At 62.9% G+C, this 20,302-nt stretch carries 20 protein-coding genes; 7 read left to right on the top strand and 13 right to left on the bottom strand.

Features of this window, described 5'->3' with window-relative positions:
- The 5 genes from BUS42_RS16285 to iolE all read left to right on the top strand — a co-directional run bounded on the left by BUS42_RS16285 (nucleotide 1) and on the right by iolE (nucleotide 6,564).
- Nucleotides 1–2,091 carry a galactose oxidase early set domain-containing protein gene (locus tag BUS42_RS16285; protein ID WP_143206346.1) on the top strand — a complete coding sequence of 697 codons (2,091 nt, stop codon included), beginning with the start codon at nucleotides 1–3 and terminating at the stop codon, nucleotides 2,089–2,091.
- A 109-nt stretch (nucleotides 2,092–2,200) separates the two neighbouring features.
- Nucleotides 2,201–2,869, top strand: a complete 669-nt coding sequence (gene budA, locus BUS42_RS16290; protein ID WP_074307952.1) for an acetolactate decarboxylase — start codon at nucleotides 2,201–2,203, stop codon at nucleotides 2,867–2,869.
- 29 nt (nucleotides 2,870–2,898) lie between these two features.
- Complete coding sequence (locus BUS42_RS16295) at nucleotides 2,899–3,759, top strand: sugar phosphate isomerase/epimerase family protein (protein ID WP_074307953.1); 861 nt, start codon at nucleotides 2,899–2,901, stop codon at nucleotides 3,757–3,759.
- 57 nt (nucleotides 3,760–3,816) lie between these two features.
- Complete coding sequence (locus BUS42_RS16300; protein ID WP_074307955.1) at nucleotides 3,817–5,526, top strand: GMC oxidoreductase; 1,710 nt, start codon at nucleotides 3,817–3,819, stop codon at nucleotides 5,524–5,526.
- A gap of 129 nt (nucleotides 5,527–5,655) precedes the next feature.
- Nucleotides 5,656–6,564: a myo-inosose-2 dehydratase gene (gene iolE / locus BUS42_RS16305; protein WP_159452234.1), complete on the top strand. Its 909-nt coding sequence runs from the start codon at nucleotides 5,656–5,658 to the stop codon at nucleotides 6,562–6,564.
- A gap of 604 nt (nucleotides 6,565–7,168) precedes the next feature.
- On the opposite strand, the gene BUS42_RS16310 is transcribed toward iolE, so the two are convergent.
- Nucleotides 7,169–7,792 (bottom strand): ISAzo13-like element transposase-related protein, encoded by a 624-nt coding sequence (locus tag BUS42_RS16310; RefSeq protein ID WP_159452217.1) that lies wholly within the window; start codon nucleotides 7,790–7,792, stop codon nucleotides 7,169–7,171.
- Nucleotides 7,734–8,396 carry an ISAzo13-like element transposase-related protein gene (locus BUS42_RS41935; RefSeq protein WP_083670173.1) on the bottom strand — a complete coding sequence of 221 codons (663 nt, stop codon included), beginning with the start codon at nucleotides 8,394–8,396 and terminating at the stop codon, nucleotides 7,734–7,736. The genes BUS42_RS16310 and BUS42_RS41935 overlap by 59 nt, the downstream gene beginning before the upstream one ends.
- A 297-nt stretch (nucleotides 8,397–8,693) precedes the next feature.
- Between BUS42_RS41935 and BUS42_RS16320 the strand changes: the two genes are divergently transcribed.
- Complete coding sequence (locus BUS42_RS16320; protein WP_074307959.1) at nucleotides 8,694–9,050, top strand: hypothetical protein; 357 nt, start codon at nucleotides 8,694–8,696, stop codon at nucleotides 9,048–9,050.
- A 21-nt stretch (nucleotides 9,051–9,071) separates the two neighbouring features.
- Here the strand turns inward: BUS42_RS16320 and BUS42_RS16325 are convergent, their stop codons facing one another.
- Nucleotides 9,072–10,037, bottom strand: a complete 966-nt coding sequence (locus tag BUS42_RS16325) for an ISAzo13 family transposase (protein ID WP_074307961.1) — start codon at nucleotides 10,035–10,037, stop codon at nucleotides 9,072–9,074.
- On the bottom strand, nucleotides 10,034–10,279 hold the full coding sequence (locus BUS42_RS44345) for a hypothetical protein (RefSeq protein ID WP_074306014.1): 246 nt from the start codon (nucleotides 10,277–10,279) through the stop codon (nucleotides 10,034–10,036). The genes BUS42_RS16325 and BUS42_RS44345 overlap by 4 nt, the downstream gene beginning before the upstream one ends.
- Before the next feature lie 181 nt (nucleotides 10,280–10,460).
- Between BUS42_RS44345 and BUS42_RS16335 the strand changes: the two genes are divergently transcribed.
- Nucleotides 10,461–11,222, top strand: coding sequence for a Shedu immune nuclease family protein (locus BUS42_RS16335; RefSeq protein WP_143206347.1), 762 nt, complete (start codon nucleotides 10,461–10,463; stop codon nucleotides 11,220–11,222).
- 1,132 nt (nucleotides 11,223–12,354) lie between these two features.
- Here BUS42_RS16335 and BUS42_RS16340 read toward each other — a convergent pair.
- The 9 genes from BUS42_RS16340 to BUS42_RS16380 form a co-directional block, all read right to left on the bottom strand.
- Nucleotides 12,355–13,068, bottom strand: a complete 714-nt coding sequence (locus BUS42_RS16340; protein ID WP_074307965.1) for an MgtC/SapB family protein — start codon at nucleotides 13,066–13,068, stop codon at nucleotides 12,355–12,357.
- Nucleotides 13,069–13,147: 79 nt separating this feature from the next.
- Nucleotides 13,148–13,870 (bottom strand): lysophospholipid acyltransferase family protein, encoded by a 723-nt coding sequence (locus BUS42_RS16345; RefSeq protein WP_074307967.1) that lies wholly within the window; start codon nucleotides 13,868–13,870, stop codon nucleotides 13,148–13,150.
- A gap of 4 nt (nucleotides 13,871–13,874) precedes the next feature.
- The gene (locus tag BUS42_RS16350; RefSeq protein ID WP_074307969.1) at nucleotides 13,875–14,882 is read right to left on the bottom strand and encodes a phosphatidate cytidylyltransferase; all 1,008 of its coding nucleotides are present in this window, start codon (nucleotides 14,880–14,882) and stop codon (nucleotides 13,875–13,877) included.
- A complete protein-coding gene (locus tag BUS42_RS16355; protein WP_074307971.1) occupies nucleotides 14,879–15,610 on the bottom strand; it encodes a CDP-alcohol phosphatidyltransferase family protein in 732 nt (243 codons plus the stop codon). The genes BUS42_RS16350 and BUS42_RS16355 overlap by 4 nt, the downstream gene beginning before the upstream one ends.
- Nucleotides 15,611–15,630: 20 nt before the next feature.
- Nucleotides 15,631–15,987 (bottom strand): hypothetical protein, encoded by a 357-nt coding sequence (locus BUS42_RS16360; protein ID WP_074307972.1) that lies wholly within the window; start codon nucleotides 15,985–15,987, stop codon nucleotides 15,631–15,633.
- Between the two features lie 355 nt (nucleotides 15,988–16,342).
- Nucleotides 16,343–16,822 carry a ferritin gene (locus BUS42_RS16365; RefSeq protein ID WP_074311134.1) on the bottom strand — a complete coding sequence of 160 codons (480 nt, stop codon included), beginning with the start codon at nucleotides 16,820–16,822 and terminating at the stop codon, nucleotides 16,343–16,345.
- A gap of 314 nt (nucleotides 16,823–17,136) precedes the next feature.
- Entirely contained in the window at nucleotides 17,137–18,492 is a 1,356-nt protein-coding gene (locus tag BUS42_RS16370) for a hypothetical protein (RefSeq protein WP_074307974.1), read from the bottom strand.
- 26 nt (nucleotides 18,493–18,518) lie between these two features.
- Nucleotides 18,519–19,355 (bottom strand): 3-keto-disaccharide hydrolase, encoded by an 837-nt coding sequence (locus tag BUS42_RS16375; RefSeq protein WP_074307975.1) that lies wholly within the window; start codon nucleotides 19,353–19,355, stop codon nucleotides 18,519–18,521.
- A 308-nt stretch (nucleotides 19,356–19,663) separates the two neighbouring features.
- The gene (locus BUS42_RS16380) at nucleotides 19,664–20,245 is read right to left on the bottom strand and encodes a TetR/AcrR family transcriptional regulator (protein ID WP_074307977.1); all 582 of its coding nucleotides are present in this window, start codon (nucleotides 20,243–20,245) and stop codon (nucleotides 19,664–19,666) included.
- Between the last annotated feature and the right edge of the window lie 57 nt (nucleotides 20,246–20,302).

Raw genomic sequence — 20,302 nt, forward strand, 5'->3', positions numbered from 1 at the left:
ATGAGCACTTCTCTGCAAAGTCCTACGATGACGCGACGGCTGCTCCGGGACCACTTCCCGCCGTGGTGTACCGCCGCCACGGCGTTGTGGCTCGCGACGGGCGTCGCCCTCGCGGATGACGACCCGGCTCGCGACACCTCGCGGAATGCCAGCGAGCCGCGGTCCGCCCTGTTGGACGTGTGGGGCGATCGGAAGGAATTCGGCGCCTGGTATGTCCCACCGTTGCCCGACCCGCCGGACCGCATGCAGGCGGTGCACGTCACTCTCCTGCCCAGCGGTAAGCTCCTCATCGTGAACGGGAGCGGCTTTCGATTGAACTACTGCAAGGAGTGCGGGATGTTCAAGGAAGGCGTCGACGGGACCAACTACGACGTGGTGAACGAGACCGCCCTATACGAGCCCCTAGCCGACCTGGAGGACAACCTCCTCTTGCCCAAGGGCAACAAGGCGGCCTTCCGCCGCATCGCCTCCCCGGCCACGGGCAGAGCCGCGCTCGAGAAGACCGTCGGCGGGGATCCGGGCGAGCCCGAGGACGCGGACGAGAGCCGGTGGGCGAACGACCTGTTCTGCGCCGGCCACCTCCAGATGCCGGACGGCAACGTGCTGTTCGTGAGCGGTAATCGGATGAACTACCCTGGGATGCAGTTCACCGGCACCAAATTCTCCAATATCTACGACTGGAAGACCGACACCTGGCGCGATCCGCAGCTGCTGGCCGACGGCCACTGGTATCCGACGGTCGTCGGGCTAGGCGATGGTCGCATGATGACCGTCTCGGGCTTGAAATACAGCAAGGCCGTCAAGAACCTCAACAGCTCGGTCGTCGAGTTCTTCGACTACCGCACCAGGCGTTGGACGTCGCGCGACATCGCACAGCTACCCAACAGCCCGTTCAACACGCTGATCGGGCTGCAGGAGGACGAGCGCGACCGGCTCGACCACTATCCGCGCATGGTCCCTCTCGCCGACGGTCGATTCCTCATCACGGGCGACGGGTCGGGCCACGGCAACCCGAATAGCCGGCGGACCTATTTCATGAAAATCGGCCCCCCGGCGCGGCCGAACCAGGCACCGGAGATCTCGTTCGAACTTGGGGCAGACCGTCCTTCACACCGTCGGATGTACAGCTCGGGGCTGATGGACCCGAATAGCCCCAATGGCGACTTCCTCGCGATCGGGGGGATGCTCGGCACGGAGCGGACGACGATCGGGACGGACTTTGCCCCGGTCACCAAGGCCGAGGCCGTGACCTCTGGCCTGGAACGGTTCCGTGCGCCGACGGCGGCGGCTCCCCTGGGCGGTTGGGATCTTGTCCCCCGTTTCCTGGGCGACCGACCGACGGACGCGCGGGTGATGCACCTGGCGACGATCCTGCCGACCCGCCAGTTCCTGGTCGTGGGGGGAGGCAATTTCCCATTCCAGAGGCCCGTGTTCGAGCCGCAGCTGTTCACCGCGGACCCGACCGCCCCGGGCGGTTATCGCGGGAAGCGTTTGAACCCGGGAACCCAGCCCCGCCTCTATCACAGCACGGCCCTCCTCCTGCCGGATGGACGCGTGTTCGTCGGGGGCGGGAACGCCGTCCGGGCGGCCATCGAGATCGGCGAGGACGGGCAACCCACGGAAGGCAAGCCCGTCCACCTCAACACGGTGCGCGCTCCGCACGACAACTCGTTCACGTTCGTCGAGCGGGGCAAGTTCCACACCGTGGCCGAGATCTATCAATTCGAGATCTTCTACCCGCCCTACCTCTTCATCGACGGCCCGCGCCCGAGGATCGAGCGGGCGCCGACGTCGATCAAATACGGCGCCTCGGCGAACTTGCAGGTCGCCGACTTCGCCGCCGGGGCGGCGGGCGACAGCCGGTCGATCGTGCTGATCAAACTCGGCGCGGCGACCCATGCCTTCGACTTCGGGCAGCGGCTATTCAATATGCCGTTCCACATCAACGAGGCAACGGGCCTGGTGACGGTCCAAGCCCCGACCAACCGTCACCTTTATCCGCCGGGATACTACATGCTGTTCTGCGTCAGCGGCGCCGGCAAGCCTTCGGTCGCCAGGATGGTGCAACTCGCGGGCAACCCATCGGACTGATCGCGCGAGGGGGGTCCGCCATGCTCCGCGTCCGCGCGACGCGGGGCTCGCAGACGACGCGTGATCGTGTAGAAGTAGCTTCGAATCGTGCCCCTCAGGAGCCGCACCGATGAGTACCCTTTGGCAGTACATGATCTCGACCGCCTTCCGCCGCGGGCATTACGACGGCGTGGTGACGATCCGCGAGCTGAAGAAGCGCGGGGATCACGGCCTCGGCGAATACGCCGCGCTCGACGGCGAACTCATCGTCGTCGACGGCGAATTTTACCGGGCCCGTTCGGACGGGACAATCCAAACCGCCGTCGACGACGACCCGCTCTGTTTCGCACAGGTCGCTACCCTCGGGGCGGCTGAAGAATTCGCGGCGCCCGATGGGCTGACGCTCCAGAATGTCGCGACCTCGTTCGCCGCCAGTCAGCGTACGCGGAATACGTTCTACCTGATCACCATCGAAGGGGACTTCGAAACCGTGACGACCACGGTGTTCCCGCCGCAGCAAAAGCCCTATCCGCCCCTGGCCGAGGCGAACGCTCAGGCGGTGAAATTCAGGTTCAAGCTCGAGACGGGCAAGCTCGTCGGATTTTTCTCCCCCACCTACATGAGAGACGTCGGCGTCCCTGGTTACCACCTCCACTTCCTGAACGATCAGCGGACCGGCGGCGGGCACGTCACCTCCTTCGAGCTCCGGAGCGGGCGGGTGTCGCTGCAGCCTATCGACCGGTTTTCGCTGGTGATCTCCCAGGACGAGGACTTCCTTCACGCCGACCTGGAACTCTGACGCGGGCCTCGACGGCCCAGAGGATTTTCATGAAAATAGGTCTCAACCTTTATGTGTGGACGACCGAGCTCACGCGGGACTTCTATCATGTCCTCCCCGAGGTAAAGCGGCTGGGATACGACGGGATCGAGGTCCCCGTGGGAACCCAGGACGAGCGAGCCTACCGCGACATCAGTAGCCGGCTAACGGACGCCGGCCTCCAGTGCACGTCCATCACCAACGTGGGCGCCGACGCCAACCCCGCCAGCCCCGACGCCAAGGTGCGGGCGAGGGGACTCGACCGACTCCGGAGGGCCGTCGACATGAGCTACGTCCTGGAGAGCGATAACCTCGTCGGCCCCTATTTCGCCGCCTTCGGCGTGTTCACGGGGACGGGTCCGACGAGCGACGAGCTCAAGTGGTCGGCCGACGTGATGCGCGAGGTCGCGATCCACGCGCAGCAGGCGCGGCTCACGCTCAGCATCGAGTGGCTCAATCGTTTCGAGATCTACCTGCTCAATACGACGGCCCAGACCAGGGCATTCGTCGACTCGGTTGGCCAGTCGAACATCGGGATCCTCTACGATACGCACCACGCCCATCACGAGGAGAACGACGTCAGGTCGGCAATCGTCAAGGATGGAGGCCCAACGATCACCCATGTCCATTTCAGCGAGAACCAGCGCGGCACCCTCGGCTCGGGGCTGGTCGCCTGGCGGGAGACGGTGGAGGCCCTCAGGCAGATCGGCTACGACGCGACAGATCGCTGGATCATGGCCGAGGCGTTCAATAAGGACGTCCCGGGACTGGCAGCCGCCGCCCACGTCTGGCGCAACTGCTTCGAGTCCCCCTCGGGATTCACGGAACATTCCATCTCTTTCATTAAACAACTTTGGGGCTACGACGGCTGACACACGCGAGGCTGCGTCGTGTGCCAGTCCTTCGGAGGTCAATCCTTGGGGGTTACGATGAGTCGGTCCAGGAAAATCCAGAGTCCCGACGTGCTGATCATCGGCGCCGGTCCCGCCGGCAGCACGTTCGCGCGTGTGCTGGCCCAGGCCGGGCAGAAGGTCCTGATGCTCGACGCCGGCGCCCAGTTCTCAGACCGGCCCGGCCGCGTTCTGAAAAATATGTTTAAATACCAAAGAGATCTCAACCAATTCACTTACATGATCCAGGGGCTGCTCCACCCCTTGTCGGTACCCCCGGGCGGCGGCGAGCGGAGGGAGATCGACCCAATCGCGTGGCGCCCGCCCGGCGAGGTCTACGACCCGAACCGGTTCTCGACGCGCGGGCCCATCAACACGCGTCAAAACCCCGACCGCAACCTGGACGGCGAGTCGGTGGCGTTCGGCGTGGGCGGAATGATGATGCATTGGACCGCGGCGACCCCCCGCCACCACCCGCGGCTCGAGCGGTATCGCTTCGGCGACATCAAGGCCGATCATGAACAGGATCAACGCTGGAACGCGATGTACGACGAGGCGGAGCGGCTCCTCGGCACGAACTCCAAGACGTTCGAATACTCGATCCGCAACACCATCGTCCGCGACGCGCTCGAGGCGCACTATCGCCAGCGAGGCGCGCACTTTCCCAAGAACTATGGCGTCCAGAACCTTCCGATGGCGGTCCGGCGCTCCGACGACTCGAAGAATAGCGAGTTCACGATCTACACGGGCACCGACCACATCCTGGCCGAGGTGCTCGACGACAGCGCCCTCAGTAACAACCTCGAGATCTTGCCGGAGCACCGCGTAAAGAAGCTCCGGCTCAAGGGAGGTCGCGTCGACGGTGCCGAGGTCGAGGACCTGATGGCCGGCGAGCGGTATGAAATACGAGCCCGGCAATTCGTCGTCGCCTGCGGCGCCGTGATGAGCGCCTACGTCCTATGGAACTCGGGCATCAAGCTCCCTGCCCTCGGCCGTTACATCATCGAGCATCCCATCGCCTTCTGTCAGATCGTCCTCCGCCAGGAGATCATCGACTCCATCAGGGAGAACCCGGAGTTCCGACCGAAAGTGGAGCAGCAGGGGGAGCGCGACCGCCGCGCCTGCGAGGCGTCCGGCGCTGGGGGAACGGCAGCGGCCGGGCCGGCCGACGCCCCCATCGACCCGCTGCCGATCCCCATGGACGACCCCCCGCCGAACATCTGGATCCCCGTCTCGGACGATCGGCCATGGCACTGCCAGATCCACAAGGACGCCTTCCATTACGGGGCGCTCCCGCCCGGGATCGACGACCGCTTGATCGTCGACCTTCGCTGGTTCGCCCTGCTCGAACCCCGGGCGGAGAACCGCGTCCGGTTCGAGAGGGACAACTTCACCGCGTTCGGCACCGCACAGCCCACATTCGAATTCGAGCTGAGTAACACGGAACGGCAGCGGATGCACGACATGATGGACGACATGTTGGGCGCCGCGAGCTCGCTCGGCGCGTTCCTCCCCGGCACCGAACCGAGATTCATGCCCAAGGGCCTGGCGCTCCACATCCAGGGCACGACGCGCATGGGGACCGATCCGGCGACCTCAGTGGTGGACGAGCACCTGCGCGTCCACGGCGTGGACAACCTGTTTGTCGGGGGCAACGGCGTCATCCCCACGGGCAACGCCTCCAACCCGACGCTCACCAACGTGGCCCTGGCCCTGCGCTCGGCCCGGCACATGCTGCACGATAGCTGACTGCGCGCCAGCCGTGGGACCGGCGACTCTCTGACACACCTCAAGGGTGGAGTCGGCGGCGGCGTCTCGACACTCGAAACGACCCAAGGTGAGACCGTTGGCCAGATTCAAGGGCGAGCCATGAGTACAATGCCAAGGCGTTCGCACGGGGTACGAATCGGCATCCAGCCCACGTGCTGGACGAACGACGACTTCCCGGAGATCGGCAATCAATACCCATACCAATTCATCCTCGACCAGACCGCAGAGGCCGGCTACGAGGGGGGCAGCACGGGCCACAACTATCCGACTCACGTCCCCTCGCTGGTTCACACGCTCCAGTCGCGACGCTTGGGCATCACCAGCACCTGGGTCGGTACGGAGTTCACCGTACCCGGTCGCTTCGATGCGACCCTGGAATTCGTCAGGGCACAGATCGCCTTCCTCAAGGCCGTCGGTGCCAACGACATCGTCGTGGCGGAACTCGGCGCCGCCGTCAATCAGGTGCGCGTCAAATCGGTGCTGGAAGACCGTCCGATCTTCAATGAACCGCAGTGGTATCTGCTGACCATCGGGCTCAACGAGGCCGGCCGGCTGGCGCGAGAGGAGGGCATGCAACTGAGTTTTCATCCCCACGTCGGAACCGGAGTGCAGAACCGGCAGGAGATCGACCGGTTGTTTGACGAGACCGACGCGGATCTCGTCGGCTTGTGCCTCGACACGGCGCACGCGAAGTTCGCGCACGTCGACCCGATCAGGCTGGCGCTCGACTACGCGGAGCGGATCACTCACGTCCACCTGAAGGACGTACGCCCCCGCGTGCTCGAAAAGGCCGTCCCGGGCCGATACAGCTTCTACAGGGCGATCAGGGAGGGTATATTTACGGTGCCCGGCGATCCGGAAGGGGGGATTGACTTCAGGCCCATCTTCGACGCGCTGCGCCGGCGGAACTACCAGGGCTGGATGGTGGTGGAAGCCGAGCAAGACCCCGCAATGGCCGAACCTTTACGATACGCACATATAGCCCGCCGTTACATTCGCGAGAATTTCGGCTACTGAGGTCTCTAGCCGCGGGACGGTCGCGAGAGGCGATCTAAGAAGCGGCCGCCGCAACGACCGGGCCGTCCCCGGAGACCCTCTCTGCCACGCGTCCCTCGAGTCTGTAAGCCTCGGATGCGTCTTTCCACGGGGAGTGCGAGCATCGCCGCCGTTAATGCCGTGTCCTCCGAGATGACGGTCGAGAGCGTGGCCGACGGGGTTTACTGGCGACTTGAGTTCCGGCGCGGGCACAGAGTCGGTACGGGAACGCAGCACCCTGTGACTGACTGGAAAGGTCTCCGGTTCACGTTCAGACCGTACACAGGTGGAAGGACAGGCTCTGGAGCCGCTGGGTAGTGCCGAAGGGTGTTACCGGAAAAAGCGGAAACCGGAAACCGGAGCATTGCCTGAATCCCGGATGGCGATACCATGGATGGGAGATGTGTTGCGGGCTCACAGAAGCGGGATCTGCAGTCTTCAGGTAAAGCCAGGAACCATTCGAAATGGAAATCTCCTCGTCAGTACTGCACGCCAGTGCGATCAAGTTTCTCGAGGACGGCGACGAGCAGGAAGCCGCAGACCTGCTGCGGGAATGCCGTGTAAACGCTTAGGCGTCCGGCAGGAATTACTTTACCTGTATATCTGCTGTTTTTGGCTTGATGATAATGTCGTACTTGGGCAGTGCCGTTGAGCGTTGCAGGCGAGCCTCGTACGCTTTCATTTGTTTGGCGGGAACTCGAATACCGTTTGGATAATGGCCATCAAGGCATTTCACTGTCGGGTGCCGCCCTCTCCAGGTCATCCGCCTGGCGCATTGGAGAACGACCTCCAAGCTGTTCAGCAAGACTCCGTTCCACTTCTTCTCCAGCGCCGACCAACAACGTTCGATCGGATTGTATTTGCTGTGGTAGGGAGGATAGTACACCAAACGCACCTCCAACCCTGACCAGTCGGCGAACTGCACCATCCGTTTCAAGAATTGGGTCCGCCGCCCGGAGTTCTTCGGCCCGTTGTCCAGGTAGATCACCAGGCGTTTGATCGATCGGTGGGCCCGCTTGACCTGACGCCACCACATCTGCAAGGCATCCACCCAGGCATCGCTGGTCTCGTGCCATCCGAAGATGAGCATCAATGCTCCGGTCGCAACGCTCAGGATGCCGACGGGGACCAATTTCTCCTTCGCCGGGGGGTCATGATCCCAGCCCTTGGCCACCACGCCCTGCGCGTCGGTCCGGGTTTTTCCCCCCACGGACGTAATCGCCCAGGCTCACCTTCGCTTTGGTATCCATGGAGATCTCCAGCACTTCGGGATCGCCACGGACCTCGTCACGCACCTCCTGCACGTGGGCGAAGATCGCGTCGGTCTCCTCGGTCTTCTTTAGTGGCTTGCCCTTCTGGATCCGCTTGAGGCGGTAGTTCATGCGATTGAGGATGTCACGCATCGTGCGCTCGCTGGGCAACTCCGCCTTGGGGTAACCCTGATCGATCAAAGCCTGGCGCACCTCGGCGGCCGACAAATTCGTGTACCGACGTGACGACTGGAGTCCTGGGTCGGCGTAGGTGTGGGGTTCCACGACGGCGCGGATCAGGGCCGCCAGGCGCGGATCCTTCTCCTCGCTTCGCCTTCGACCGCGTGCGGCGAAGTTCTCCAGGCAGCGAACGCCCTGCTGGGACTCGTGCAGTCCCTTCTCGATCGTATCGCGTCCCCAGCCGAAACGTCGTTCGGCCAGTCGGGCACTGCCATGGCAAAGTTTGGTAGTCACCTCGGCCTGGAAGAGCCGGCGCTGATGTCCGGTGAGTCGTCGGGCCCCCGAGCGAAGCAGTGCATCAATGTGGTCGGCGGAGCCTTCCATGTTGAAGAACCTCCGTGCTGGAGAGTTGACAGTCCTGGATGTGTTCCCCTACCGTGCTTTTGCAAGCATAACTCCGAACACGGGTAGATTTCCAGATACCGGTCGCCTTACCCCTCAGGTGATACCTGGTTCGTTGGCGATGAGGTCCATGAAGCCCTTCATATAGAAGTGGTGGGCGCCCGCACGGCTTATGAAATTCTAACAGACGGGCGAAACAAGATAACATCTTCGATAAGAAAAGCGATTGAAGCCACAATCCCTCCACTCACATATATCAAGCATTTTACCGAACATAGCATGCAGGTCGACGAGGCCGAGGCACTCTCGATCATCTACAGGACTAAAAGTACGTCGAACGCGAGCGGAACCGTCGATGACATATGGATCGATCCTCCGCCGAACCGCGATCTTGTACGTACACGCCGGATTATTCGATCTGAGCTTGTAGACAACATTCACAGCACGCGAGCGCGAGTAAAGCTTTGTATTGCCCACCAGCGGCGTCATAGCGCCAAGGACCCTTGGGAAGACGTCGATGCTTTCAATCTCGCGACCCTTAAAGCGGGTCAGGAGATGAAGCTTGCGCTGAATGCTGACGAAACTCTTTTTCTTTTTGACACTCTGGCACACCTGCACGAGATAACTAAGGAATAGGCCGGGAATAACTTCCCGTTTTCATGCTGGTTTGGGGAGAGCCCGGTAGTTCCATTTGGGCAGGAATTTGTCGAAGACAATTTTCATGCCCTTCTTGAATCCCTCGGCGCACTTCATGCCGGTCTGATACACCTTCTCAAGGATTCGCACTGCCACCTTCAAGCCCGTGGCAGTCTCGGTCTTGGAGATGTAGTACTGGACCGTCCCCAACGTTCGAAAGATCACCCCGCGGCAGGCCCGCGTCACGTGCGGGAAGAGGCGGTGCTCGATCGGGTTGTACTTCGAGCAGTACGGCGGGTAATGGGCGATTCGGATCTCGATGCCCAGCCGATTCGCCAACTTCTGAAGTTGCTCCTTGAATACATATCTCGACGCACTATTGCTACCTCCGCCGTCGCACAGCACCAGAAGTTTCTTTGCCCCGGGATAGGCCGACCGACCGTCAGATTCCCACCAAGCCGCGATGCTGTCACAGGCCAGTTCGCTGGTGTCGTGGCTGGTGTTGAGGTGGACGAATCCAAGGTTCCGCCCCACGTCGTAGATCCCGTGCGGGATCACAGTACCCGAGCCCATGCTCCCGAAGTCATGGTCGTTGACCACGATCGTTTCTTGAGTATCGATCACCCCGTCGCGTTGGAAATCGCCCAGCAATTCCTTCTTCTTCGTGTCGATGCTGATTACCGGCAAGCCGGCCTTCAAGTACCTCTTCTTGAGACGGGAGATATTCTCGAACTGGGCATTGCGATCCGGGTGGCGCGGCCCCATCGTCTTCTTCTTCACCGCCTTCCGCCTGCGGTAACCATGCTTCCGGAGCAACTTCGAGACGATGTCGCGACTGACGCGTGTCCCCAATTCCTCCATCCGCTTGGCGATCTGGCGCCGCGACAAGTTGGTCCATTTCACTTCGAGTCGCATCGGGTCGCCCGCGGTGTGATCCTCAAGGACCTTGTGAAACTTCACTTCGACGGCCAGGTCGACCTCGATCAACCGTTTCCGGCCGCCCCTTTTTTGCGAGTGCGGCCCGTGTCCAGGTCGTCCTCGCCTTCCAACTCCCCGAGGCCCAACCGGATCGTCTTCGGATCACACTCCAGGACACCCGCGATGTACTCGACCCCGCCGTGCCCCAACTTCGCGGCCTCGATCGCCGCATACCGCCGCCGGTCGTTCTCTTTCAACGAGCCGAAGAGCCGTTTCATCATCCGTTGGACTGTCGGTGTGTAGGCTTCCATGTGACCCTCCCGTATACTCCCTCCAAACATCTGGTCTGACATCCTAACCGATGCCAACCACGGAAGTTATTCCCTGCCTATTCCTAAAAAGGGGATTCCGGACGGTGAGCGCGAGTTCACCCTCGTCGACTCCACCGCAGCAGCCGTCGTGAAAGGCCGCGCGGCCGAACTAATCCAGGCAATGACCGATCAGGCGTCCGAAGAATTCTGGGATGCCATCGAGCAAATCCAGCCCAATCTCTTTCGTGCCGTCGCGCTCACGAAGCTTCACGAGATCCGCGAAAATGCGGTCAAGACCTTCGAAAATCAGCTAATTTCCGGAGATTGGAATGAAGGGGATTGGCAGACATTCTTCGAAGACAATACCTGGATTTTCGGCTACGGGCTCCGGTATCAATTCCTTTCGACGGTTGTAGCCCAGCCGAACTACGGCGGCACAACGGTCACTGGTCAGGGAGGGCAACGCGGCGATTTTCTGACGGCATCGGAGGCAGATCTACGCTTCACCGTTGTAGTGGAGATCAAGAAGCCTGGTAGCCGTCTGCTTGAAACACAGCTATATCGGAATAAGGTCCACGTGCTGAGCAGAGACTTGATCGGCGGCGTTACACAGGTGCAATCCAATTGCAGAACTTGGGAGATGCAGGGGTCACAATTGCCCGAGAATCGTGAGCAGCTCGAATCGGGAGAAGCCCCTAGCTACACAATCCAGCCAAAAGGAATTCTCATTATTGGGAATCTGCAAGAGTTGGACAATTACGCGAAACGAACCACGTTCGAGCTTTTCAGGAGGAATGTTCAGAATCCTGACGTCATCACCTTCGACGAACTTCTCGCCCGGTCAAAACACCTCCTGCTCAACGAAGAACGCAGCCTGAGACCTGTTTCCGATCCCATCGGAACTAGCGAAGTTGACTTCGACGACGAGGAGCTGGATTTCTGACCTATTGCCGCCGGCGTGCAACGAGTACTCGTTAGCGTGATTTTCTGGCACGACAGCCAGGCAAAGAGTTCCTCAGGGAGTGGTGGCGGCATCGTCATGAAAAAGACACTACCATGTCTTGGACGATCGCGCAAGGCCGTGAACGGTTGCCTTAGTTCTGCAGGCACCACGTCCAAAGCGACTGGCCGCCGCTGTGGCTGCCGGTTTTTTCACCCCAGAACCCAAGCATGTCCTCGACCAGAAACCGATCCGGTTACGAAGTTGGATCGGAGCCTTCGGGTTTCCCCCGACGTACAGGATGCATCCCTCGGCAGTCGGCTCGTTGGCCCACGGGTAGAGACTGACGATGTACACCCCGGCAGCCTCTGGCGGACGCTCGTGCGTCGGGTCGATGGCGCGCTCCAGGTAGTCGCGAAGCCGGAAAGGACCGACCCAGCGACCGCCAGTTCCGCTATCGAATTCCGCCATTGATGCCCCTCGAACGACAGAGGTGAGCGGGCCCCACGCACTCGATCAACGTTCTACTCTAGCAAAAGTCGCCGAGACGGTGTGAGTGGCTAAGAGTCCGTCTCGGAAGGTCAGTCTGAACCGGGAAATCAGGGATGTTTGGGTGCCACGCGGTTCCGTACTCGGAACGCGTGCCCCCCCAGGCCAAGGCATTCCCGCATGGGTTCCGAGTATGGAACCGCACGGCCCCCGGAGAAGATCCAAAAGCTTCGGTGGGATTCGCCTCCTGGGACAGACTCTAAGAGCAAGATCGCCCGCCTCCCGTTCGGTTAGACCGCGTGGATCTGCAAAATCAGCCTGGCCCCCTCGCAGAGCTGGTGAAGCGTCGAGGCAATGTCTCCGGCTTCGAGACGGTGCTTGATGTCGGTCACGTTGCCGTGCTTATCAGTGATCCACTGGTTCGCTTCGCATCTGAGTTTCCCGTTCTGTCCATCGTTGAGTGCGGGATTGAAGACGATCCCGTGAAGCCTAAGTATGCCTGCCGGCTCTTGCGGTGATTCATCTCAATTCGCTCGCGAGAAGACGACGAAACGGGCCGCACGTTGATGAGGCATGCACTCGGCCGAGACATCATCGCACCCGACTGTGGTCGAAGCCAGTCCGCGGCGAGAATCAATGGCTGCCGTTAAGCTTCCCACCGCAACGCCTTCACCCCGGGGAGCCGGGCCATCTGGTCGACAAATGCGGGGGTTCGCAGGTCACCGGGCCGGCCCCGCTCCCGCCATCGCCACCGAATTTCGTAGCGGAAAGTGCGGAGAAACCCTTCGGCTCGCCGCTTGGTCGTCAATCGCTCGGAAATGATCTCGAACCCCGCCCGTAGGAGCATCGCGCGGAGGTCATCGTCGGAAGGGCCGCCGTTCTCAACGACGACACCGAGACTGGCGTTGCGGACTTGCGGCAGGTGCAACTCGAGCCACTTGAAACTCCAGAGAATCAAGATCGCAAGCACCAGCGCCGCGATCCCAAGGCCGAGTTGGCCACCGCCGAGACAAAGACCAATGATGGTGACCAGCCAGAGCGTCGCGGCGGTGGTAACCCCGTGGACGATGTCGCCCCGGCGGAGGATCGCACCGCCGCCGATGAATCCCATCCCCGTGAGGATGCCAAGGGGGAGCCGCATCAAGTCGAGAGCGGCGAAGGAGTCGGGCCGCTTGCCCCCCATCGGCAGGAGAAGGTTCATCTGGATCATGGCCACCGAGGCGGCCAGGCAGACGAGCAGCGTGGTCCGAAGCCCGGCGGCATGGCCCCCCTCACTCCGGTTGATGCCGACCAGGGCCCCCGCGATGACGGTCAGAACGAGGCGGAGGGCGATCTCTTCCCATCCCAGGGTCAGCGGCATGGAATTCTCTCCCGTCTAGCGAGGTCGACTGGAATCAGTGGTCCGGACTGGCCCATTGTGCGAGAGAACCCCATTCAAATCAAAGCGGCTCGGCGGCCAGCCGGCGCACGGCGGCCTCGGCTTCTGAGACGACTTGCTGCCACCCCTCGCGGGCGTTCGGGACGGCGTCGAAGTGGAGTGGGGGGCCGATTTTGAGTTGGATCTTACGCGGACGAGGGAGGCGGGCGCCGGGCGGAAACGCCTCGAAGGTCTTGGTGAGGTGGCAAGGGACGATCGGGACGGCCGTGCCCGCGATGAGCATGCCCAGGCCCGCCTTGAACGCCTGCATCTGGCCGTCTCGGCTTCGGGTCCCTTCCGGGAAGAGGATGAACCCGCACGGTTCGCCGATCAGGCGGGCTCGGAGCTCAGCCAGGGCGTGTGGCCCACACCGTTTGCGCCACATCGGTAAGGCGTTGAGGATCAGGGCGGACGCGATCGAGGTGACCGGGGTCTCGAAGAAGACGTCTCCCGCGGCGACCGGGAAGACGCGGCCGCAAAGTCGGCGCGGCAGGGCCGAGGCCAGGGCTAACGCATCGAGATGGCTCGAATGGTTGGCGATCAGGATGAACGGCGGCTCCTTGGGCAGGTGCTCCGCGCCTTCGACGTGCATCCGGTGGTAGAGGCGAAAGTAGACGCGTGACAGGCGGTGGCAGACGTGGTGCCAAAAGTCCGAAGCCAGACCCGACTCGCGTTGCAAGCTCCGCGCCAGTTCGACGGGGGGGAGTTCCAGCCCCGCCGCCGGCTTGTAGTTCCACGGGTCCAAAGGCTCACCCTCCTCCCGAAAGAATCCGGGTCGCCTGGTCGCCGCCGATGCTGTCGAGATAGTTGATGTAATGGAAGACCGTCGGGGCGGAGAGCAAGAGACTGTTGGCGCGGTCGAGCACGCCGCCGTGCCCAGGGATCAAAGAACCTGTATCTTTCACGCCGACGTCACGTTTGATCGATGAGACACTCAGGTCGCCGAACTGGCCGCTGATGCTGATGAGCAGGCCCAGGACCAGGCGTTGAACCGTGCCGCTCAGCGGTCCTTCGGTGAAGATGAGGCCGCTCAGCATGAACACGAACAGGGTGGTCAGCACGACCGCCCCCAGCGAGCCCGAAATCGTCTTGTTGGGGCTGGTGTGCGGCGCGAGTTTCGGCCCCCCCAGCGACTTGCCCACAATGTAGGCGAAGATGTCGTTGAGCTGGACGCTGAAGAGCAAGAGGAGGATCAAGGAGCGGTATCGAGCGTCGTTGGCCATGAATCCGAGGTGCCCGAGACAGACCCCGAACAGGAGGAAGCCGAAGACCGCCAAGGCCACGCGCTGAATGTACCCGGCCGGGCGATCGAGCGACGTGGCCACCGCCGTGAGCACGGCCAAGGTGATCGGCGTCAGCGCGACGAAGAAGGCGTACCAGTGATCGGCGACCGCGAACGTCACGGCGACGATCCCGAACACCACGGCCACGCTCATGACTTTCTCACGGAAGAGGCCCGTGGCGCGGGCAAACTCGCGATAGCAAAGGAGACTGAGCAAGGCGACCGCGAGGATCGTCGGGGCCGCTCCCAGGAGCACCGGCAGGACGATCACCGGAACCATGATCAGCCACGAGAGGTAGCGACTGCGGAGGTCGGCCTTGAGCGCCGGGCTGAGCCGTCCCGCACGGTCGAGGGCCAGGATGATCAAGGGGGCGAGCGCCAGCGCCCCGGCCAGTACGGCCACGATCAGGACGACGGCCCGGTCGTCGAAAACGTGACGCCAGCCGAACAGACGTTCCCAGGCGGTTCCGCTCACGACGTCGACTCCCTTTCACTATCGCTTGGTCCGGCCGGTTGCGCCGTCAGGAACGAGGCCGCATGCCCGAGGCGCCGGATCGCGGTGACCACCGAGCCAACGACGATCAGGCCGAGCATCAGGGCCGGCAAGCCCGCCCCTTGGGCTTGGGCGTGCCCATGACCTAAGAGCGCGAGGGACTGCCAGGGCGAGACGACCGCACACAGAATGGCCGTGACCGTCACGGCGAACATCCGATGCGGCTTGGCCATCGGCCCCGAATAATCTTGAGGCGCTCCGGCGTTGCGGGCGGCGGAACGGACGTAAGCGACGAACAGGGCCATCACCGCGGCCAGGTATCCCAGCCAGGGAATCCCCCCGGCCGCATAACCAAGGCCGATCAGCGTCGCCGCGTCAGAGACCCGGTCGGGCACCTCGTTGTACAACTCACCCAGCCGGGACGCCCGCCCCGACTCGATCGCAACCATGCCGTCGAGTAAGTTCGCCGCCAGCCGCGCCTGGACCAAAATCGCACCCGCCAGCCAGGCCAGGGCGGGTATGGAGAGATGCGGGGTGAGCGCGAACGCCACACCCCCTAAGATGCCAGCCACCATGCCGGCCACCGAAATCGCATTGGCGCTGGCGCCTTGCCGCGCGAGCCAGCGTGAGACCACCCCGGACGCCTTCCAGGAGCGGCTCTTGAGCGGACGACGGTCGGTTTCGGACGGTCGATAGACCTCGGGAGCCACTTTGCCACCTCGCCTTTTGGTTAGCGACCCATCAACGAAACCCCGGCGATAATCAGCACCATACCGGCAACGTGGAGTGGGGCAATCGCCACCCCGTGCATCGCCCGGCCGATCAAGGCGGCCCAGATAAACGTGGTGGCATAGACCGGGTAGAGGGCCGACGGAGAGCCACCCACGCGGAAACCGGCCACGAAACAGGCCATCACCAGCGCGTAGCAGACGACCCCCGCCAGAATCTGGCCGTTCCCGACGAAGTCGACCAACCGCCCCCCCGCGGCCACGGCCCGATCGGTGCCCGCCTTGTAGAGGAACTGCCCAGCCGCCCCCAAAAATGAGGCGACGAGAAACAAGAGGATGGAAACTCCAGGTGCTCTCACGGCGGATCCCCCACTCGGACCGGACCGAACCGGAAGGAGCCATCATCGGCTCCCTGAAAGTCTCTGGCCAAACCAGGGCAGAGTATGCCACCCCGTCAGACGAGTTGAAAAAAGCCAGAGGGGGCCTAGGGTGCGCCGAATGAATGGGGGACGCAAGTGATCTTTGCCGTCCGGGCGGGAGAACCGAGCCAGTAAGTCCTCGCAGGCCAACCACTTCTCCACCTGCCAGAAGCGAGAAATTCGCTCGCCTGCCGACAATCATTCGCTCGCTACGGCGTGGGCGAGAAGACGGGGAGCTCACGCTCCCCGCTCGTCTGCAGACAATCATTCGTTCGCCTGAAAAGGCGAATACGCCTCACTGGTGCGCCAGGTAAGCCTCGACCATCAGGACGCTCGGACCGGCCCGTCTGATCACCGACAGCCGGGTCTCGGCGCTCGAAACCTCTTCGAGCTGCTCGCTGACGAACCACTGGAGGAAGTTCAACGTGATGTAGTTCTTCTCCGCGGTCGCGAGGGAAACGAGGTTGTAGATCTGCTCGGTCGTCCGCTTCTCCGAGTCGAGCGCGAGCTGCGCGGCGTCTTCGGCCGAACGGAACTCGTTGCGGGCGGCGGGAACTTCCTTGATCGCCACCTTGGCCCCGGCGTCGAGGAGGAACTTGACGAACTTCATGGCATGGTCGCGTTCTTCTTCGGCCTGCTTGAAGTAAATCTTGGCCAGGCCGAACAGGCACTCTCCCTCGAAGTAGGCGGCAATGGAAACGTACTGGTTCGAGTTACCCAGCTCGTTGACGATCTGCTCGGTAATCGCCGCATGAATGGTTTCGCTGATCAACATCGCGTCCTCACAATCTGTCTCGGTGACGGGCCGTCGGATCGGTTCCCGGTCCCCGATCGCTCTCGGCTTCAAGGAGTTACACTCCCTCATGATAGCCGCGTCGGGGCATTTCTCGGTAGTCGAACGTCGATGTCCGGCCAGGTTCAGGTCGCCGAGCCGGCCTCCTGCCGTCCCGCGCGACGCTGTCTCCCCTCTCGTATCGGCACGCCGCGGGCCCGGCTTCAGCCTCACAATCAGCCCAGACCGACTCGCCTCAAGACGTTCCGAGGCGAGCGGGGAGAGAGGATCGCTCCCTCAAACCTAACAATCAGGGCTCAGCGTGTGGGGCTCGGCGTCCCGTGGAGCTCGTCGAGGAGCTCGACCGCCGTCTCGACGATCTTCTCTCCCGAGCCTTTTTCAAGGAAGCTGTGCAGGCCGGTCCAGACCTGATAGCCGCCCCGGTCAAACGCGCGGGCGTCGGGGATGTAGCCGACGTAGTCGTTGGCCAGCTCAAAGACAAACGTATCGCGATACGGTGAGCGAAGCTTGATCTCACGCCCCAGGTGAGTGAAGAATTCGCCCGGCACGCCGACCATCGCCACGTCGCCGACCACGACCGCTTGCACCCAGGTCTTCCGCTCTTGCCCTTGCTGGGGAGCGAGCCGCTTGCGCATCTCGCGGAAGATGTTGATCGTCTTCTCGTGAAAGGGCGCGGGCTGTCGCTTGGTGCAATAGGCGACGACCGCGGCATCGTCCTTGGCCTCGTCAAACGTCCGGACGTGGAGCGTGATCTCCTTGCGCTTTGCCGACACGCGAGCCACGGGGCGTTCGGTGGCCTGGTCGAGCGTGTCGGCCACGGCCGTCTTGATCCGGGTCAGGGCCTCGGCGGCCTTCAGCTCGAGGTTATGGGTCGAGCCCGACGCCCCCTCGAAGAAGAGGAAGGTGCCCCCCCGCTCTTTCTCCAACTCCTGCGCGGCCAGGCCGTAAAAACCGGGCGAGCGGACCGCCCCGTTGACGGTGCCGATCGTGTGGGTCGAGTGGTTGAACAGGACGGCCTCGGGCTTGCCGTCCTTACGGAGAAACTCGAGCACCGGCAGCTCGGGGTCGAACGGGCCGGTCGGGCGCACCGCGTCGGCCAGTGCCCCCACCCAGTAGATCGTGCCGTCGGCCAGCAAGAGCCGGCTGTTCCGCCCCACCGACGACTCCTCGCCAAGCCGGAACTTGAACGTCACCGGCGCGAGCCGAGCGTTCGCCGCAACGGCCGCCTCGACGGCCTTTTCCCCGACTTGACGAGTGAACGCTTCTTCACGCTCGTAACCGTGAATCGTACAGGTCGTCGGAGCGTGATGGGTGTGAGTGGCGTTGATCAGGACGGCGTCGAACGGGACCCCAATCTTCTCGGCGATCTGCCGCGCGGCGGCGTCGAGAACGTCGCGTTCAATCATGAGCACGTCACACGCGACGAGGCACGCCTTGCCGCCGTCGGGGCCTTCGATGACCACGGCCGAAGCCCGGAGCTCCCCCTCCTGCCCATTGAGATGCCCCGGGCCAATCCCACCGCCGATGACCATCGCGTCGGTGGCTTCCAAGACCGCTCGGGCCGCCCCCGCCTTCAACTCCCCCGCGCGGGCCTGGCCCGACGCGAACCAAGCCGCCAACGCGAACAGAACCCAACACTTGGCCTGCCCCATGCTTCGTCTCCCCAGCCGGCGACTGTTCATTTGCCCTGCCCCGATCCCGCGGCGGGCGTTTCGTCCAGCAAGCGAATCTCGACGTCGCGGAAGTAGATCTCCGCCGCCTCGATCTCGAGGGCGATCCGGCCCTTCGTGATCGGCCGCGCCTCGCCGTTCCGCTCAGGGTCGACCAGGCGAACATTCTTTCCCTTGTTGATCATCAGTCCGTTCAGGAGATGCGTGACCGTATCCCCCTTGGCGATGATCTCGGCAAGGTTCCAGCCATCGACCTCATGCTCGCCCGCGAGGTGCTTCTGATAGGCGATGCCCTTGCCACCGAGGACCCGGGCCTCACCCCCGGCTTCGGCGGGCAAGAAGGTCGGCATCACCTCGTCGCGTGTTTTGGGGTCCACCCAGCTATCCAGTTGGAAACCAAGGAGGGCGATCAGGTCGCCCACGTTGGTCTGCTCGACCTGAAACTGAAGCGATTGCGGCCAGATCGCATCCGGCCCGAGGATGTGATAATATAACCCGGCGTCGCGCTTCAGCTTGTAGCGGGGCTCGAACTTCTTCTCGCCCCAGCGATACTTGAACCGGAGGTGATAGTTGCCATACTCCTTCTCGGTACCGATGTAGCCCATGACCACCGTCGAAGCGTCGGCGGGGTGTTTGTACAAATGAATCGCCCCGTCCTCAATCGTGATGACGCGGTCGGGGTCGCTGTTCTTGCCGTGCTTCTGGAGGAAGGTGTACCAGCCGGTCAGGTCGCGACCGTTGAACAAGGGGGTCCACGCTCCCCCCTTTTTTTCGACCTCGGTACCGGTCTCCGGCCCCGGTCCTAACAGAACCAGGCTCGTCACGAGAGCAAGTGTGGTCATCATTACCTGGATACCTTCCGTCGGTGGGAATGGCTTCGGCCCGGCTGGATCGCCCGGTTTAACGAGTGTTTGATCTGGACTGTCTTAACCCGGCCGCTGCTCCGAGTCAACGAGGCAGCCCGCATCCCGCCGGGCGATGGTCATGGCCCAGCTCACTCAGAGATTCCCTTTTCTGGGCATCGCTCTCAGCAAAGGCGAGCGAGAGATTCCAGGCGGGGAGCGTCAGCTCACTGTCTGAGGGTCGAGTGCCTGGCGCAAATCCCCAGACAGGGAGCGATCAGCTCCCCGCTCGCCTTTAGGGCGAGCGAGACTCACCCGAGCAGGTAATCCAAGACCACGGTGAGGTGGGCGACCAGATCCTCGCGTTCGATACCGGTGAACGCCTCGCTCTGGATCATCTGATCGAGGGTCGCGAACCCGGTGAGTTGGGCGGCGACGAACCCGGCGCGGACCTCGGCGTCAGGGCCGCCGAGGAGCTTGGCCAGAGGCCGCATGAACGTGCGGTCGAGGTTCGCCCGGAGCAACTCGGCCGCCCTTGGCTCCGTGGCCGAACGGAGCAGGAGCAGCATCGGCGTCCGACTGATGTCCTTGGTGTCCTCCCGGCCAAACACCATCCGCCGCGCCAGACGAGCGGCCAGGTCGGCCCGAGCCCCCCCCAGCAAGTCGCCGGAGTCAAACGCACGCTCGATCACCTCGGCGAACAGCCCCTCCTTCGAGCCGAAATAACGGTTCACCAGCGCCGCGGTCACTCCGGCGTCGGCCGCGATCTCGCGCGCTCCGGAACCCCCGTAGCCGTGCGATGCAAAGCGATTGGTGGCCGCCTCGAGAATCGCCTCTCGAGTCGCGGCAGACCCTCGACGTCTCGGCCCGGTCGCGGCGGATCGCTCAGTCATCACCCCGCTCCATTGTTGAATGATCCACTAAGTAAACACGGGTTGACTCAGCAGTAC

The sequence above is a fragment of the Singulisphaera sp. GP187 genome, assembly GCF_900129635.1.
GTDB lineage: Bacteria > Planctomycetota > Planctomycetia > Isosphaerales > Isosphaeraceae > Singulisphaera.

Excerpts from the sequence above, each read along its gene's own strand:
- BUS42_RS44345 (WP_074306014.1), bottom strand. The coding sequence starts at position 10,279 with ATGGAAGCCTACACACCGACAGTCCAACGGATGATGAAACGGCTCTTC.
- budA (WP_074307952.1), top strand. The coding sequence starts at position 2,201 with ATGAGTACCCTTTGGCAGTACATGATCTCGACCGCCTTCCGCCGCGGG.
- BUS42_RS16285 (WP_143206346.1), top strand. The coding sequence starts at position 1 with ATGAGCACTTCTCTGCAAAGTCCTACGATGACGCGACGGCTGCTCCGG.
- BUS42_RS16365 (WP_074311134.1), bottom strand. The coding sequence starts at position 16,822 with ATGTTGATCAGCGAAACCATTCATGCGGCGATTACCGAGCAGATCGTC.
- BUS42_RS16340 (WP_074307965.1), bottom strand. The coding sequence starts at position 13,068 with ATGCCGCTGACCCTGGGATGGGAAGAGATCGCCCTCCGCCTCGTTCTG.
- BUS42_RS16295 (WP_074307953.1), top strand. The coding sequence starts at position 2,899 with ATGAAAATAGGTCTCAACCTTTATGTGTGGACGACCGAGCTCACGCGG.
- BUS42_RS16300 (WP_074307955.1), top strand. The coding sequence starts at position 3,817 with ATGAGTCGGTCCAGGAAAATCCAGAGTCCCGACGTGCTGATCATCGGC.
- BUS42_RS16320 (WP_074307959.1), top strand. The coding sequence starts at position 8,694 with ATGCAGGTCGACGAGGCCGAGGCACTCTCGATCATCTACAGGACTAAA.
- BUS42_RS41935 (WP_083670173.1), bottom strand. The coding sequence starts at position 8,396 with ATGGAAGGCTCCGCCGACCACATTGATGCACTGCTTCGCTCGGGGGCC.
- iolE (WP_159452234.1), top strand. The coding sequence starts at position 5,656 with ATGCCAAGGCGTTCGCACGGGGTACGAATCGGCATCCAGCCCACGTGC.
- BUS42_RS16370 (WP_074307974.1), bottom strand. The coding sequence starts at position 18,492 with ATGGGGCAGGCCAAGTGTTGGGTTCTGTTCGCGTTGGCGGCTTGGTTC.
- BUS42_RS16380 (WP_074307977.1), bottom strand. The coding sequence starts at position 20,245 with ATGACTGAGCGATCCGCCGCGACCGGGCCGAGACGTCGAGGGTCTGCC.
- BUS42_RS16335 (WP_143206347.1), top strand. The coding sequence starts at position 10,461 with ATGACCGATCAGGCGTCCGAAGAATTCTGGGATGCCATCGAGCAAATC.
- BUS42_RS16375 (WP_074307975.1), bottom strand. The coding sequence starts at position 19,355 with ATGATGACCACACTTGCTCTCGTGACGAGCCTGGTTCTGTTAGGACCG.